This is a genomic window from Siccibacter turicensis LMG 23730, from assembly GCF_000463155.2.
GTDB lineage: Bacteria > Pseudomonadota > Gammaproteobacteria > Enterobacterales > Enterobacteriaceae > Siccibacter > Siccibacter turicensis.
On sequence record NZ_AWFZ01000031.1, the window covers coordinates 1 to 16,090 of the forward strand.

Genomic DNA, 16,090 nt, shown 5'->3' on the forward strand with positions numbered 1-16,090 from the left:
CTCAAATTCTTCTTCGGAAAAACGATACCCATCAGGGGCAAAAACAAAAACTTCCTGCCCCATTTTTTTACGATACCCCGCCGTAAATATATAGTTCTCAGCTTTAATATCGAGAACACAAACAGAATCACGATAATTGAGCAGATTAGGGATAACAAAACCCACCCCTTTACCGCTTCGGGTTGGAGCGCCTAACCCTAAAAACTGTTGTCCTGCAAACTTAAGGTATTTACCCTTGTGTCTACCTTTTGCAACTTTACCAATCAGGATCTCAGGATATTCTTCATCAGCATCAAGCAAACCACTTTCTTTGATTTCTTCATCAGTTATTAATTTTGCATTTCCATGTACATCCGGTTCAGGAAACTCAAAGAAAGCACCAATAATGATAGCAGCCAGAGGAACGATAATTGCCGCTGCAAATACAATTGTACCTAATGATATTGCGGCATGTAACTTTTTATACTCCCATAAAGGCCACGCCTTCATTAAGGTATCGTATGATAGAAGATTAGTATCTACTTTCGATATAAGCAGAAAAACATAACCGCCTCCATACGCCCCGATCGCGCCGCCAATGCCTAACATTAAGATAGCGAATATTATAGTAGATATAATATCGGACTTTTTAAGATTCTGCCTTAATTGCATACCCCCCCCTTAGTTATCCTGTTAAGCCACCATGCCTAAAAGACGCATAACAGCTTCATTTTTTTCTTCTGGATTGTAATAGATTTTCGTCATATAAGAACCTTTCCAGAAGGAGATTATATCTATTGTGCTGGCTACAGTATTTGTAATCAAACCATAATCAAGCGTTGTACCTACCTTAGATTCTTTGATAAGTGATGAAAGTCGGCTATATACAGCAGCAGGGTTATCGTCAGCGTGAGTAGAAGTCAGGCTACCATTATGACCAGTATTCAACATGCCTAAATAGTTCCAGGCTTCATCGCCCCTTAATTCAGTAAGGAAGATGTGATCTGGCTTCATACGCATACCAGCTTCAATTAAATCTTTTGCAGTAGCGCCGATCCCCTCACGCTTAAAAAATAAATGAACATGATTAGGATGGTTAGGCAAATCAAGTTCATGTGTATCTTCAATCGTTATATAGCGCCTGTTTGCTGGAAAAAGGTCTGCTATAGCTTTCATGAAGGTAGTTTTACCTGACCCCGTAGCACCAACCATAACGTGATTTAAACGCATCTGGACGCTTTTTTTAAAGAAGCGATCCATATCTTTATCTTTGAGAAAGCCAAGAAGTTCGAGTTGTTCGCCTGTCAAAGCCTTTTCTTTTACGTAAGCTCTACCACAAATTTCAAAATCAGAAAGGCGACCACTGTTAATATAGCTGTTTAAATCAAACCTGCTTTTTGACGGTTTGCGAATAGTAAAGGAAATTGTACCGTCCTCAGCCGCAGGAGGTAAGATTATTTGCCCCCTCTCCCCGTCAGGTAAGGTTACAGAGTGAATAGGTTTCGAAGCATTGTAATCCTGATCAATACCGCCAGTATGACTTTTGACGGATAATGATTGAGCAAGCATTTCAAGATTAGAATAATTACAATCTTCATTAACTTGCGACTCCCAACCGTTACCACGTTCAAACCAGATTCTTCCAGGCTGGTTTATAGCAACTTCTGTTAAACCGTCATAACCCAAAATCTCCGTTATTCCTGTTTTGGATAACTGATTACGGATTACATTGAAATTTCCATAGGATTCATTCATTAAAACCTCTGAATTATATTAAATATAAGTGAAGGGAACCCCCTTCACTTATCATTTATTTATGCGTCACCCGTTATCAATGGAGTTCGTAAACATTATTGAAATAAGTATCACGCGGTACGATGATTGAAATCAATTCACCTTGATTAATATATGCCGTAGGTGGAATATTAATAGAGTTTTCAAGCGCGATACTTGCCATGTTACTGGCGGCATCTTCGGTATTATCAACTTTAATGCTGTTATTATTGTTATTATCACTGATTTTGTTTGCTGCCGTTGCCAGCGCATCATCAATGAAGCTAAGCATAATTGCATTACCAAAACGCTGCCAGAAGTGCAAATCAACCCATGCCGGAATACCCGCCGCCCCAAGACCATCAACACCAAGAGCATCAATACGAACGCGAATACCTTTAGGTGTTTCGGCTGTTGTCCAGTTTACGAATACTCGCGCCTGACCTTGAACAAGGGCGTTCTGCTGTTCACCAAAGAATTTAGTCCCCGCCTCAAGCAATAATGTATTTCCATCGTTTGAGTAGATATTTTTGGTTAACTGGCAATTGGCAACCCCTGATAAGTGGTAACGATCTTTGTTTTAAGCACACAAGGTAAGACTGTACCCATGCCTAACAGCAAACTACGGTCTTTCAGAATGGAAGCCTGTCCATTGGCGTAAGTACCACCTTCCAGCGCCTTATTTAAGCCCCCTCCCGCGCTTTGTGAGGCCGTACCACCATTAGCAGTACCTTTGTCCTCGCTACCTGCGTACACCAAGCCTTTACCCTGTAGCTTTCGTTCCTGCGGCGTTGGCGGGGCATCGTTATTACCACCGTTCCCGCCAGCTCGTGAAGTGTTGTTGTTTGCGCTGCCGTTACCTAATTTACCCTGGGCTTGTAATTGAGCCATTAGCGCATCTTGTTTAGCTTTTTCTTCTGCTAGGCGTTTTGCTTCTGCTGCTTTACGTTCTTCTTCTGCGGCTTTTTCTTCTGCCGATTTACGCTCAGCAATGGTATTCATCAGCTTATCCACGCCCCTGTTCCCAGTATCGCTACCTACACTTTTTTCAAGTGTCGGATCAACCGGCTTACCCGCTTCTTCTGTATCAACTTTATGGAAAGCTCGCCAGACAAAGGCACCTGCCACCGCGAGGATTAGAACAATAGCCCCCCCAAATATGAGAATGTCTTTCAGATAACCCTTTGAGGCTTTCTTACCGCGCTGGCCTTGTAAGTCTACCGTTGCGCGATCATCATCAATAGAAGGGATAGCACCGATTTCATCTTTCTGATTATCATTCATCAGATTTAATCTCCCTAGTCATGCCATTGGTAGTACCACTACGATTAGACGGCATTGCCTTAATCGTATCTGACCGAACCGCTACAACTTTCTTACCGAGACGAATTACAAACTCAGGGTTAGTTTCCTGTACAACAATAATATTATTATTCTCGCTATCAGGATTCCCATTCACTAGCATTTCTTCACCATCGCCAGCAACACGGTAAATCATTGGAAGATCGCTTGAAGGATTAAATTTAAAGCATGTAAAGCGCCCATCATCCCATACTTCATACGGTGCAAAAGACTCTTTACCCTGCAACTGATAATTCCAGTTCGCATTGTAAGCGCCATTAGATTGACAAGGCGGCCTTTTAAATACTGTCGCGTTTGCTGCACTGTATTTTTTAGGATATTTAAATCTAACCATCCATGAAGGATTACCCTTTACAGACTGTAAAAAGAAAACATAAGTTCGCTTATTTGATACTAACGTAACATTCGTATCAGGTTGTTCAGCGATTGGTCTGATAAAAATATTATTCCCTCGTACAGAAACATCCCAAGCATCAGGATCACCAAACCCCATCCCTGCCTGATCATCAGTTATAAATTCACCATCCTGTAACTTAATGAGTGTTGATGTTCCGGCTTTAACCCTAACGAGAACAGCATCATCAGGATTATAAGTAGCTTCCTGAATGCGAGCGTCATAGCTCGTCGGCTGCGGCACATTCAAGGCGTTCGCAACGCCTGGTAAAGTTGCCGCTATGCACCCAGCTAAAAGAATCTTTTTCATTAACCCCCCCCTCGCCTTTCTTTATTTTTGTGATTCTTGATCGACACGATAACTAGTCACATTAAAACCAAGTGGATTATTAATATAATCATCATCGGTTCTTAATTTATGCTCATAGTCAAAAGTAATCGTGGCTTGCCAGTGCGTAATCGGATAGCCAGGAATCGGCTTACCAGCCCCATCAGTAACCGCTTTATAAAATCGCACGGTTCCAACACCTTTGTTGCTGTCTACAATCGGCTTAGAAGTAATACCAACTTTCATTACTTTATCTTTAGCCAACAAAACAAGCGGTGAGTTAGGGCTTTCAACTATGAAGCGCCTCATTGACTCATAAACGCTAGGTGTAGAACGTAGTTTAACCTGGTCAAGACTGTTTTGAATTGAGTTCCAGTCATAAGACTCACGCTCTACAACAAAGTTAGCGAGGTTTGAAGCATCAATCAGGCTTTGATAAGTAAGTTTGATTTTATCGTCACCTACTGCTGAAACGATATTTACCTGACCTGTAACCTGATCTACTTCTGCGATATATGGTTTCACCTCTTTCAAAGGTGTCAGAAAAGCAAGAGCAACAGCCATTGCACCCGCCGCAACGACACCGATTCCACCAAAACCAAAACCAATCCACATCATACGTCGCTGTTCTGAAACTCTATCGCGCTGAAACCCTGCAATAGCGCTTAAATGTACGCTTTTATCAGCGTCAAGTTGCTTTCTTTCTGGAGCGGTTAGTTCGGCCATTTTTTTATTTTTATCGTAAATTTCGGCGCGTTCTTGTTCGTTGAGCTTTTTTGGATTGCGTTTAAACATTTTATTTCCCCCTCTCTTGCTCAGCTTTTATTTTTTTTAACTGCGCTTGTGCGGCTGGAACGTGGGTATTCATTTGCACCCACTTACCCTTTGGTTTTGTTGGTTGAGGTGGATTAACTGAACACGCTGATAGAGTCATAAAACCCACAACTATCAAAACTAGCTTCAATGGCATAATACCCCCTTAGTAACAAGCCCTTTCGGGCTTGTTATATTTAGTATAATTATTTATCAACGCTAAATTCTTCTTTAAACTCAGCGCGGCGTGATGCTTGAGCAATTTTAAAGTTTGCATCAAAGTTAGCTTTTGCTAAGTCAAGCTTAGTTTTCTCATTGAGAAGATTATTTGACTCAGTGTTAATTGCGTTTTGATAATCCGCTTTTTCTTGCGGCGTAGCGGCTTGCTCAAGCTTTTTGGAAAGATTGGAAATATGATCACTGCGTTTAACAGCCGTATTATAAGCAGTTTGCATATTATTTAATTCAGTCAACATACTATCATATGCTTTCTGAACTTCGGAATCAGAAGAAGTGAGTTTGTACTTCTCCCTCAACTCACCAATATTATCCGCAGCATCTAATAAAGAATCAGCCGTTCTTTTATTTGGAAGATAGCTACTTAATGTTGGGTCGTCCAGTAAGTCGTTTACATCAAAGTTAGTTACCCCTTCATATAGGCGCTTACCTTCCGCTATCGTCTGGTCATGCAAGCTTTTAGCTTGCTTATACTGCTCGACAAGCTGATCATACTGCTGTTTCGCTGCCTGTAACTGTTGAAGCATATTAGTTGCACTTGCCGCATCAAATACAGGAATACCCGTAGCAAATGTTGGCGGTGAAACCAGTATGCTATTCACTGTTAAGGCACTTAACAGCATAAAGGATTTTTTATTCAGCATCCTCATACTCAGTATCCTCATATTCAATACCTTCTTCTTCATCATCATGCTCAGCCTTACGTAACTTATGGTTACGTGCATTTTCTTGAATAAAGATTGGTATCCAGTCATTAGGATCGCTGGAACCAATCCGCTTGATGATTTCCTCAGCAGCTTGTACGCCATATTTATCGCCAGATAAAACAGGCAGGAATTCATCAAATCCATGTAAATCCATAGTACCAAAAACGCTCGTATTGGATTTCTTAATTAGGAAGGTACGGCTTGTCTTCGCAAGAGATTTAAGCTTTCTGAATTCCTTTCGTGTTATCCCGATTTCCTTATAATGCTGCCATTTCGCATTAGGGTTAGGTAACAGTACGCGAATTGTCGTTTGCTCATTGATCTCATTGAATATAGCGCAGTTGATAGCATCTACTGGCTGTTGAGAGATAAGCCAGCACATTTCATAATCCATACGCCCCGCTTTGAGCGATTGTTTTAACTGCTCTTGAGTAAGCGGGAAGTTGGCTGGCATCCAGAATTCTTCACAAGAAAATATTGTCCAGCGGCCTTTCTTGCGCGGGTTTATCTTCATTAAATCTTTATAAAAGAATAAAACCGCTAAAAGAATTTCAGCCGCAGGGTGAGGTTTACCATTAGGCTGTTTTTTCAGGATTACTGTACTGTCGAACGCCACCCTATCAAACAGCAATGGATCAAACTTATTTTCAGGACTATCAACCGCCCAGGCATAACGTCCCATCCTTCCGCCGTTCGCGTAGGCGGAAAACTCCATAAGGCGATTACGTAAAGGCGATGCAGCAATCATTTCAAGCACGTTACTAAAGCGCCGTCCTTCTCGTGGCAACTCCATTACCGCATCTACAGCCCTGACGATTTTAGCGCTGTCACCATCATCAAGCCCTCCCTCACTATTTGCGCCTATACGTTCTACCCAGGAGTAGCAGAACTGGCGTATACGCTCCTTAATTTGTTCGGCAAAGGCTTGATCAACTATACCGTTATCATCCGTTGCCATTTTTATTTCATCTAACTGGAAAGGGTTCAGGCCAGTAAACTCACCTTCCCTCAGAACGAAGTATTGCGCACCCAACATCATCATGGGTAATCGCATCGACTGCTTAAAGTCAATGCCGAATAACATCGGATTAAAGCGCTCAACGAAGGATGTTAAAGACGCCTGCAATGTTGTTTTACCTGTACCTGTTTGACCTAAAAAGATACCGTGCCCTGATTCTGGCTCACCTACTACATCTTTAGCAGGATCACTATCAGTCGTTGAAAGGTAATGAATCCCGCCCTGTAACGTTTCTACAGGCATCATTGCCGTTCCATCCCCCATAGGGTTGCCAGTACGCTTACCTACCGAGAAATTATGTAGAGAGAACTGGTCAGCCAGGGTAGAAGTAGAACGAACGGTATTGAGCGGTCTTTTCTTAGCATCAGGAAGTGAACTTATAAAAACATCCTCTTGTTCATCCGTGGCACGAAGCAGCACATATCCCGCAGCGCTAAAGCCGGATTCAACAAGAATTGCATTATCATAAGCCTCTTTAGCGGTTTTACCATAAACCGAAACAACACCATGATAATCACCAAGAAACACTTCACCGTTTTGAACAAGGTTTTTAATTGAGTTGAGCGCTGTACCTTCTTCATCAATTGCGGCATTTGTGGAATTGATTTTATTCGCTTGCCCGTCAATGATCGATATAGCTGTTAACTGACGAGTATAAATATAAGATTGGGCAAATGTTAATTCGCAAGGAATTGATAGAATAAAATCAAGCGCACCAGGCTTAATCTTTGCAGGGAATGAACGAAGGGTATAAGAAACACAATATTTATCTTGAGCATCATTTGCATTACGGATAAGGCTTATATCGTAACCAAAAATGCGCTCACTATTCCCAACTACTTTGTAGATAGGATCTTCTACAAGCGGCACTTTAAAATCATGATGATTAATGAGCCATGAAAGGAAATTCGCAGACTCATTCATATACCCATCGTTTTGCAGTACCGATAACCCAAATGGGCCACAAATTTTTTCCGACATTTTAATGACGGAATCAAGTTTTTTTATCCCATCTTCAATTGAAGACTGACCGTAATTATAAATCAGCGTGATGTAGTATACAGATTCATAGTACCTGCCACCTGTATTAAACCGCTCCATGTATTTATCAACAAACTTCTGAATAAAAACATTGTTCGATTTATAAACATCATTAACAAGGATTTCACGCTTGTCTATGTAAGTCCATAAACCAAGCTGACCAGCCATATCTTTACCAATACTGACCAGGTATGTTCTAAACAAATTATAGTTACTATAAAGTTCAGAATCATCAGCCAGCTCATATGGATAACCCGCTATTTTAACCGTAGCCATTAGCTTGTTATCCCCAATCATTGAGATTGAGTCAGTCACAGGATAACGATAGTGGGGAATTTTTCCTTCAAGAGCTTTCTTGTTAATGCTTCGCGCGTTTGATTTGTTCGTAGACATCATTCCCCCCATTTTCATCACCTAGTGACGGGGATAACTTATAAAGTCCACCGCCATTAAGAATCCTACGGAACTTCCCAGCTACTTTAAGCTGAAAAACTCTTAAAGCATCGAGGCTATTGATACAAATAAACTTAATGATGAAGAAAGCTAAAATCGTTGGAAGCGCAAACAACACGCCCAAAAGACTGTTTGTTGCAATAAAACCTATTACAGCAAGCAGCATTGATGAACCAAGTAAAGAAACACCCCATACAAGAGGAACGCCCCCCATATTAGGAATCATATTCAATACATTAAGCGTTAGATGTTGGGTATTAATCGTTTCTTCTTCTTCAAGTTCAACATCATCATCTTCGGCCATAATAACCCCCTAGTTATTTGATTAGGCCGCTTGCGCGGCCTTCGTCAGCATGTTTTTTTATTAGTTGCCGCCGAGATCCCAGAACCAAACAGCAAGCGCTGGCAGACCCGCAACGACAGCACAAGTAACCATTGCCATAAACAAATCGTTCCAGCCAATTTTATTGATTTTAAGCATAAAACCTTTAATCAAAAGATATACCGCCGCACCTGCACCAAGCAGAGAGTAAATTGCGGTCTGCGCGGTTGAGATCCCACCTTCCGCACCACTAATACCACCCGCAGCAAACGCGCTCATAGGCGTAGATGCCATGACACTAGCGAAGAAAGAAAAAGCCAGAACCTTTACCTTTAACAGAAAGTTTTTAGTTTTTTGCATTTTAAATACCCCTTTTATTTAGCGAAATCATTGAAAACATCCCAAGCAGCCCGCGCTGGTTTGTTCCCTTCTACATTAACTGCACTTTCAACCATTTCAGGCTGATCCCCTTCGGGTTGCTGGTAAACAATGCCGCGCCGTAGATTATTGTTAACTGGCGTTAGGCTATCCCCTGCCCCCACTGGTTTCATAGCCGGAACAGAATAGATTTTATTCACAGCGTTATTAGCCAGATCAATATAGCTTTTCCCGTTCTTCTCCTTTTTGAACCCCCTCGTAAAATTATTTGAATAGTAGCACGATGCCGCAGCCCTCAATGCTTGCTGTTCATCAGGATATTCCCCGCTATCAATCGCACGGTAATAACATTCCTCAAATATCTTTGAGGCCACCGTAACGTTCTTGCAAAAGTCAAAGGCCGTTTCATTAGTCAACCCATAACTTTTAAAGTTACCTACATAAATCTGTCCAAGACCGACAGAGTATTTATCACCTACTTTAGCAAGCTCATTAACAAAATGGACTGCTTCATTTTTGGATTTAAAGTAGTGCGAAGTGTTTTTAGTGACATTAGCCACAACGTAAGGATTGCCGTCTGACTCCACTGAAATAATTGTTTGTAGTGTAGTCGGATCAACATTCCCACCGCATTGCATTAGCAGACTTGCCAATACAGGAGCAGCAAGAACCATAATACCCCCTTTTCCACTTTTATATTAAATATAAAGCGTGTATTTCGCAAAAAACTACTATATCCATATTGTTAAAGAGCCTGTTAAGTAACTTCACTTAACTTTGAGAGCTAGTTTTTTCTTTACCAGCGCTATCACTGGTAAGCTCTCAATGAACTGATCTAAGACCAGAATCAAAAGTTTCTTTTTATTTATCCCCGCCTTGCGGCTTAAGGTTGTTATCTTAAAGTTGAGGTAAGCATCTAACTGAATTGATACACCAACCGAACAATACCCCTCATAAACTACTTGAGGTTTCCAGTCTTTGTGAGGATCAAACGTGGAAAAAAATTCATCATTACCGATGGATATATTAAATATCGCTTCGATTATGTTCTTCTTTCCAACATTCACCCCTTCACTTAAAGCGCTTAGGATTCGGTTCAACTTACCATCCAGATCGAGGCGTACTGCTACAGACTTGTAAGACTTCCCCCCTTTAGTGTCATCATAAAAATGCAACATTAACACCCCTTAGAGATTGGGATTCCCCAATCACAAGAAGGATTATAGCGCTTCAAACGTATGCAGGAAATAGTTATTTTAACTATTCCTATAACTAATACTTCTATTAACACCTTCGTAACAAGCTAATATGATATAAAAAGCAAAATCCATATGCTAATCAATCCTTTACACGGTATTAATTAAGTTAAGCATTACTACACTTTTAGTTCAGCCATGCTTAGCCTGGTCAAGCTTTAATCGAATCATGAAGAATACCCTTAGATCTGACAAAAAATCAACCGCATATGTACTTTTCAAATCCTCTATCTGCCTACGTACCAGTTCAGCGGTTTTTTCTTTTTCCCTGTTAACAATTTCTTCTATTGTAAAGCCCATACATACCAAGATCATGCACTGGTAAAGTTCATCGCTTATCTCAGGGAAAAGAGATTTATAACGTTCAGGGTTCGAATTGAGCGTAATTCGAAGTTCAAATACCTGTTTAACTTCTTCATAGTTGTCTAACTGGAACTTAACACGTATGTTTTCAATGTGAGAGTTTATCGTTTTTTTTGATATTGACATTAACTCCCCCATTCTAGGAGGTTTTAACCCTGATGAATGCAACATAAGCGTTACCAGTTCAGTGCTGGTTAGCTCAGGAAAAATATTGCTGATTTTATGGATATGCAGCAATAAATTTTTCTTAGAAAGCGGGTTAATCGTATACAATCACTTTTCCTCTTTTTTTTCGGCTCGTTTTGATTTGCGTTCTGAAATAAGCCGTTCTATATAACTAACCGCCTCAGTATTGCCGATGATCCCATAATAAAGAATTTCTTTACGCAGATAAGCAACTGGCAACGCTTCGTTTTTATCGTATTCTTTTAGCTTTCTTTCATACTCACGTACCAATTCAATGCACGCTTTAGCCCATTCTCCCTCACCGTGGCTGCCCTTTTTAACTCTCGGCCTACGCGGTAGCTTAGGTGGCTCTGGCTTAACCCTGATATAAGCTTTATCACCTTCCACGATGTAGTTGAAAATCAGGTGCGTAACCTTTCTCCCTGTAGTAACAGTTTCATAGCGAACTGTCAGGTCAGTCGTTCGGTTGATAGCGTCAACAGCAGGATTGAGAACTCTAACCCTGAAATTTTTAAAGTCTGCATATTTCCCCGTAAGACCAGAACGATCCTTCATCCAATCAATGCTAATTTTTTCAGTGCTGATAACGCCCGTTTTTGGATTTTTATATTTATCAAGTTTTCTATATCGGCTTAGCCAGGAGTAAAGTCTAAATGCAAATGGAGTATCAAGTTTTGCCATTGCGAAAACATTCATTTGCGTAAATTCATTTTTAAGATCGTACAAAAAAGGTGCAATCTTTGGAGAGAAAGAAAGCGTTATATCCGCGCCTTTATTCGCTCCATAAGTAATAGCGGAAAACCAATATCTAGCAACTGCATCGACTCTTTTTTTACGCTCGTTCCATTCATAAGTATAAATAGGTTTTGAGCCTAATGTTAATGATACAGATTGTAGTTGATGCGCACTATTTGCTAGTTCTAGATCATACATAGCGCTGTATTCAGGCGCAGTTAACACAATTTCCGCGCCCTCCGGCTGCGGGTTCTTACTATCGATTTTGGACAAGGCCAGCCAGAGCAACCTGATTTCAGCCAGGTTAATATCGTAACTACCTTCAATAAGCTGATTGCCTTGTGTTATCACTTTATTGTCGGCTACTGTAGCGCCACCGCTGACAAGCCCAGCATGAATATCTTGTTTTTGTTTCACGCTTCCCCCCTCCCTACTGGCCTCAAGATTTTGAGAGTAAAACACAATCAGGTACAAATTACAATTACTGTACCTGATTATGTTTGCCAGATCTCAACCGCCATTTTGCAAAGCTAAGATACAACCATCAAAATTACTGAACGTGCGTTATCGCAGGGCTGGAATGCTAAGTGACTGCTTTTAAAGAAAACGCACTGAACGCCGGTGAGCTGGCCAGCTGCGACCGTCTGAGCCTCTCGCGCCTGATTCCGTCAAATATTCTGGACTATTTTTTAGCCTCCAGAAAAGTTATCAACAGGATATAAAACAAAGCGTTACGACTGCACTTATCCACAGAAAATCTGTACCTCATCTTTGGTAAAGATGTACCGCGATAACGTAAAATCTGTACCGCATTTTTGGTAAAACTGTACCTGATTAGATTCTTTCAGATTGGTAAAGATGTACCGCGATATTGGTAAAAATGTACCGCGCAGTTGGTTAAAACGTACCGCGTAGTTGGTAAAGATGTACCTGATTAATCGCGTAACCTATTGACCAATAGAGCTTTTAATAGCGTAAAAGGAAAGGAAGAAGAAAGATCCTACATAGATCGAGTGTTTGATCTTGAAAAAAGAAATATTTGAAATATGGAAATAATACAACGATCGCTAATCGCGTTCGTTGATGTTCACATAATCTGTTTTCTTTTTAATCACATCCAACGATACATTCAACGTAACCTTACTGATTGCTTTTCGTGCCATATGGCACTATGATTTAAAACCAGTTCTGCCAGCACATGATCGTAAAGCTACGGTGGCTATGAAAGCTCATAGATAAGCCGCTACGCTGTTTTTAATAGTCGGTCATGGCATTGGGTTAACGGAGTTAAGATAACGCGATACAGAGCGTTACAGGAGGCCGTTTAGGGAGTCAGGGAAGGTATAAAAAAAAGCCGCCTGGCAATTTCCCCAGGCGGCTAGATAAATGCCAAATACGAAGGGGGTATTATGGCGATCAAAAGTATAGATCGATTCCCGGTCAGAGTGGAATCAAAATTATACGTTTTTTCAGAAACTTAACTTAGTTGCAGGAGTCTTTTAACACACATGATTGAAAAGTCGAAGCTTTTACAAACCTATCCTACGGCGGCTGAGGTGAAGGCTGCTCGTGAGAGTACCGGCCTTTCAACGGATGAAATCGCTAATCTCTTTGGCCTTTCAGACGGTAGCGCATGGAGGAAAAAAGAAATCCAAAAACAGGGAAGTAAAAATACAAGGCTACTTAAGCCTATGGAATTTGAAATGCTTCTGCTTATCGCAGGAACGCATCCAAATCTAAAAATTACAGATAAATAAATGTTGTGAAGGGGGTAGTATGGAATTAAAAAATTATATTAGATATATTTTTCCTTTAGGATTGCTGATACCCAGCGTTGCCAATGCAGCCGCTGATTTTGAATTGCCTGTTAATATGCTCACTGATATGTATAAGGAGTTAACGCAATTTATATCAAGTAATCTAAGCTCATATATCGGTGATATTAATGAAATATTCCTTCCACTAATGGGGGCTGTTTTTGGCCTTTATTTTGTCTGGAAATGGGGATTAGTTCATTATAAGGGTGATCCTAATGCGATTCAGGATATGCTTATCAACGGTTTAAAGTTAATCGTTATCATGTCTGGCCTTGTCGGTAGTGCATGGTATATAGGTAAGGTTGTTCCGTTCGTTATGGATGCAGGTGATGAAATAGCATCCAGGCTGATCGGCTCAACGGGTACTTTCTCAGCGCTTGAAACTGTCATTCAACAAATTAACGCGAACGGTAAGCGTATTCTTGAAGCAACAAATGAATTAAGTCTATGGGATTCTGATATTTCAACAATCCTCGCTGCGACTATGGCATTAATTCTCTTTTACGCAGGGGGTACAGCATTTGTTATCTATGCCGCCGCAACAATGCTTATTGCTAAATTCATGGTAGGTCTACTTCTTATTGTCGGGCCACTTTATTTAATGATGGCTATGTATGAACAAACTGTTACTTTCACGAAACAATGGATAGGCCAAGCGTTTAACTATATCCTGCTCAATGTTTTTGTAACGCTGACTATTCATATTCTTATTGAATTTATGAGTAACCAGTTCCCTGTAGGTGCTGAAATAGGTTTAGGCGGCGCTCTTTATGCCTTAATCGCATTTTTAATGGGCGTTTTTATCATTGGTCAGATACCGTCGTTCGTGAGTACCATCACTGGCGGTAATGGTATCAGTGGGATTACTGGCGCTACTAACGCCGCAGGGGGCATGATGTTTAATACAGCGTCAGGTGTTGGGGGTATGGCTGGAAGGTCTTTAGGTAAAGGCGTTGGCAAACTCGCACAGGCAGGAATGGGTAAATTGCGTGGCGGTGTGAAAGCTGGCTGATTAAGGCAGCCAACCAGAATAAAACTGGTTGGCTGTATTAAATGACAAAATGATATAAAATTAAGTTAAGTGCCTTTGCGGGAAAAATATAAGGGGGGGGTATGGCTGATTCAACATATGATGCAGATAAAGAAGCCTACACTTATAATCATTTTGATATAAAGATTCAGTTAGCAAAAGTTGTTAGAGTTGTTCAGGATGTTAGAGATACAGGAGCGGCATTATTTGACCGCGCCTTAGACTGGTATTCAGAAGAAGATCAAGTAAAGGTATTAGATACTGTCACGTCAAATACCAAAGCTCTAACAAAGGTTGATGGTTTATGTAATTACCTTTGCCAACATTTAGAAAATGAATCACTGTATGCTCATGATCCAAAAATGGACAGATTCAACAGCATGAGTACCAATGAGATTATCGACTATTATAAAAAAGTTACGAATGATTTAGAGAAACAAGTGAAAACTCTTGAGGGTATGACGATAATCACCCATCCATCACTTGAAAAAGAAAAGCCTTTAATGGCGTTCGTAATGGATGATGTAAAGCTTTACTCGTCTGCAATTTATAATTCTCTTGATGATATAGAACGGGCGCGTGACTTAAACCATGTTCGAACAGCCATAGCGAGAGGTGAGGAAGTACAGCCACGGCATATAGGGGCTGTTATCCCGCGAAAGTAGCTAGATCAGGGCGATAGTGGCGGCGCTCTGATTGACAGTAAGCCACATAACATATAGCGTCACTGGCGGGACGATAAGAAAATTTTAGGGGGTATTATGAATAAGGTTACTTTAGTTACTCTACTGGTATCAGCGTTTATGCTTTCTGGTTGTGATGATAAACAAGAAAAAATTGATTTCTATATGAAAGCTGAAAATGCAGGTGCTTATCATAAAGGCTTAGCGCTTTGTAAAACGGGTTCCAGCGAAGCAAAAGATTGTGACGCAATCTATGAGGTTCAGGGTATGAAGGAAAAAGATAAGGCTGCTGATAAAAAAGAGAACTTCAAAAAAGAATTCAGCTTTGATCATTGATCCTAAATTATTTATAAGCCCGTCAGACATGGCGGGTTTTTTTTAAAGTCAAAACAGGCTTAGCAGTGAAGGAGTTGCTTTTAGATTTTTCTCCCCCTCCCCTCCCCCATCGCATTTAATATATCAGCATATAAAAACAAACTTTATATTTACTATAATTATCTTGTCATTAGTGCCGTTTGGCACTATACTATATTTAGTTAGTTAACTGGAGCGAGGATAAACTAATGAATCACTTAGAGCAGTATTTGAATCGTATTTTTTCTTACAGCAATAAGCCATTAACGCCAGCGCAATTAAAAGAAACAGTAGAGGTAGCAGCAAGGAAAGATAATCTAACAGCAGAGGATGTGCAAAGAAGTATTAAAAACAACATTAAGTAAATTATATCCCTGCTTGGCAGGGATTTTTTATATTTAATATAAAATACCATTGCTAAAAGTGCCATATGGCACTATAATTATTTTGTTCTCAGGTAAACATGAATAGCAAAGGTGATTTTATGAATATCGTTACTAAAACAACTCAGAATTACGCTAAAGCTCGCCAGTTATTTTTAGACTCTGATTTTTGCGATGAAAATAAACAACCATTTATTTGGGTATGCGTTGATGATGACAGTAGCGAACCAATGTTTAGCCTGTTTGCTAATGACGATGGATCTTTTTCTTATAGAGGCAACATCTGGCTCAGTGATGCAACCCGTGAGGAAATCCCCGCCTTTATCCGTGATGAAAAACATCTTCGCTCAGTTCTGGCGTTCGTGGCTCAGGACATGAAACCGCAGGTAGCTGAATGTTTCAGCTAACCCGCCCCCTGACCTGCTTCGGCAGGTTTTTTTATATTTAATATAAATAGTAGTTGCAAAAGTGCCATATGG

At 40.5% G+C, this 16,090-nt stretch carries 20 protein-coding genes; 6 read left to right on the top strand and 14 right to left on the bottom strand.

Features of this window, described 5'->3' with window-relative positions:
- The 14 genes from DW58_RS11790 to DW58_RS11845 form a co-directional block, all read right to left on the bottom strand.
- Window positions 1-651: type IV secretory system conjugative DNA transfer family protein (locus DW58_RS11790; RefSeq protein WP_029592945.1), on the bottom strand; the 651-nt coding region annotated here is incomplete at its 3' end.
- A gap of 21 nt (window positions 652-672) precedes the next feature.
- Window positions 673-1,734: a P-type DNA transfer ATPase VirB11 gene (virB11, locus tag DW58_RS11795; RefSeq protein WP_001005926.1), complete on the bottom strand. Its 1,062-nt coding sequence runs from the start codon at window positions 1,732-1,734 to the stop codon at window positions 673-675.
- Between the two features lie 76 nt (window positions 1,735-1,810).
- The gene (locus DW58_RS21390; RefSeq protein WP_235810698.1) at window positions 1,811-2,278 is read right to left on the bottom strand and encodes a TrbI/VirB10 family protein; all 468 of its coding nucleotides are present in this window, start codon (window positions 2,276-2,278) and stop codon (window positions 1,811-1,813) included.
- A gap of 8 nt (window positions 2,279-2,286) precedes the next feature.
- On the bottom strand, window positions 2,287-3,036 hold the full coding sequence (locus tag DW58_RS21395; protein ID WP_235810697.1) for a hypothetical protein: 750 nt from the start codon (window positions 3,034-3,036) through the stop codon (window positions 2,287-2,289).
- On the bottom strand, window positions 3,029-3,817 hold the full coding sequence (locus tag DW58_RS20145) for a TrbG/VirB9 family P-type conjugative transfer protein (RefSeq protein WP_000722128.1): 789 nt from the start codon (window positions 3,815-3,817) through the stop codon (window positions 3,029-3,031). Before DW58_RS20145 ends, DW58_RS21395 begins: the two co-directional genes overlap by 8 nt.
- A gap of 21 nt (window positions 3,818-3,838) precedes the next feature.
- Complete coding sequence (locus DW58_RS11805; protein WP_000476773.1) at window positions 3,839-4,630, bottom strand: VirB8 family type IV secretion system protein; 792 nt, start codon at window positions 4,628-4,630, stop codon at window positions 3,839-3,841.
- Between the two features lie 224 nt (window positions 4,631-4,854).
- The gene (locus tag DW58_RS11810) at window positions 4,855-5,535 is read right to left on the bottom strand and encodes a type IV secretion system protein (protein WP_001242571.1); all 681 of its coding nucleotides are present in this window, start codon (window positions 5,533-5,535) and stop codon (window positions 4,855-4,857) included.
- Window positions 5,519-8,044 (bottom strand): VirB4 family type IV secretion system protein, encoded by a 2,526-nt coding sequence (locus tag DW58_RS11815; RefSeq protein ID WP_006882102.1) that lies wholly within the window; start codon window positions 8,042-8,044, stop codon window positions 5,519-5,521. Before DW58_RS11815 ends, DW58_RS11810 begins: the two co-directional genes overlap by 17 nt.
- The gene (locus tag DW58_RS11820; RefSeq protein ID WP_000796685.1) at window positions 8,010-8,408 is read right to left on the bottom strand and encodes a hypothetical protein; all 399 of its coding nucleotides are present in this window, start codon (window positions 8,406-8,408) and stop codon (window positions 8,010-8,012) included. The genes DW58_RS11815 and DW58_RS11820 overlap by 35 nt, the downstream gene beginning before the upstream one ends.
- A 60-nt stretch (window positions 8,409-8,468) precedes the next feature.
- Complete coding sequence (locus DW58_RS11825; protein WP_006882103.1) at window positions 8,469-8,786, bottom strand: hypothetical protein; 318 nt, start codon at window positions 8,784-8,786, stop codon at window positions 8,469-8,471.
- A 14-nt stretch (window positions 8,787-8,800) separates the two neighbouring features.
- Complete coding sequence (locus DW58_RS11830; RefSeq protein WP_000241899.1) at window positions 8,801-9,478, bottom strand: lytic transglycosylase domain-containing protein; 678 nt, start codon at window positions 9,476-9,478, stop codon at window positions 8,801-8,803.
- Between the two features lie 93 nt (window positions 9,479-9,571).
- Window positions 9,572-9,982 (bottom strand): hypothetical protein, encoded by a 411-nt coding sequence (locus tag DW58_RS11835; protein WP_006882106.1) that lies wholly within the window; start codon window positions 9,980-9,982, stop codon window positions 9,572-9,574.
- A 210-nt stretch (window positions 9,983-10,192) separates the two neighbouring features.
- Window positions 10,193-10,696 carry a helix-turn-helix transcriptional regulator gene (locus tag DW58_RS11840; RefSeq protein WP_000288043.1) on the bottom strand — a complete coding sequence of 168 codons (504 nt, stop codon included), beginning with the start codon at window positions 10,694-10,696 and terminating at the stop codon, window positions 10,193-10,195.
- Window positions 10,697-11,761 carry a replication initiation protein gene (locus DW58_RS11845; RefSeq protein WP_006882108.1) on the bottom strand — a complete coding sequence of 355 codons (1,065 nt, stop codon included), beginning with the start codon at window positions 11,759-11,761 and terminating at the stop codon, window positions 10,697-10,699.
- A gap of 1,091 nt (window positions 11,762-12,852) precedes the next feature.
- On the opposite strand from DW58_RS11845, the gene DW58_RS11850 reads away from it, so the two are divergent.
- The 6 genes from DW58_RS11850 (at window position 12,853) to DW58_RS20155 (ending at window position 16,018) form a co-directional block, all read left to right on the top strand.
- Window positions 12,853-13,101, top strand: coding sequence for a hypothetical protein (locus DW58_RS11850; protein ID WP_000570802.1), 249 nt, complete (start codon window positions 12,853-12,855; stop codon window positions 13,099-13,101).
- 19 nt (window positions 13,102-13,120) lie between these two features.
- Complete coding sequence (locus tag DW58_RS11855) at window positions 13,121-14,173, top strand: TrbL/VirB6 family protein (RefSeq protein ID WP_021545902.1); 1,053 nt, start codon at window positions 13,121-13,123, stop codon at window positions 14,171-14,173.
- Between the two features lie 101 nt (window positions 14,174-14,274).
- Complete coding sequence (locus DW58_RS11860) at window positions 14,275-14,856, top strand: hypothetical protein (RefSeq protein WP_006882046.1); 582 nt, start codon at window positions 14,275-14,277, stop codon at window positions 14,854-14,856.
- 96 nt (window positions 14,857-14,952) lie between these two features.
- Window positions 14,953-15,210, top strand: coding sequence for a DUF1190 domain-containing protein (locus tag DW58_RS11865; RefSeq protein ID WP_006882049.1), 258 nt, complete (start codon window positions 14,953-14,955; stop codon window positions 15,208-15,210).
- 227 nt (window positions 15,211-15,437) lie between these two features.
- The gene (locus DW58_RS21185) at window positions 15,438-15,593 is read left to right on the top strand and encodes a hypothetical protein (protein WP_001015890.1); all 156 of its coding nucleotides are present in this window, start codon (window positions 15,438-15,440) and stop codon (window positions 15,591-15,593) included.
- 119 nt (window positions 15,594-15,712) lie between these two features.
- The gene (locus DW58_RS20155; protein ID WP_235047711.1) at window positions 15,713-16,018 is read left to right on the top strand and encodes a hypothetical protein; all 306 of its coding nucleotides are present in this window, start codon (window positions 15,713-15,715) and stop codon (window positions 16,016-16,018) included.
- The last annotated feature ends 72 nt before the right edge of the window (window positions 16,019-16,090 follow it).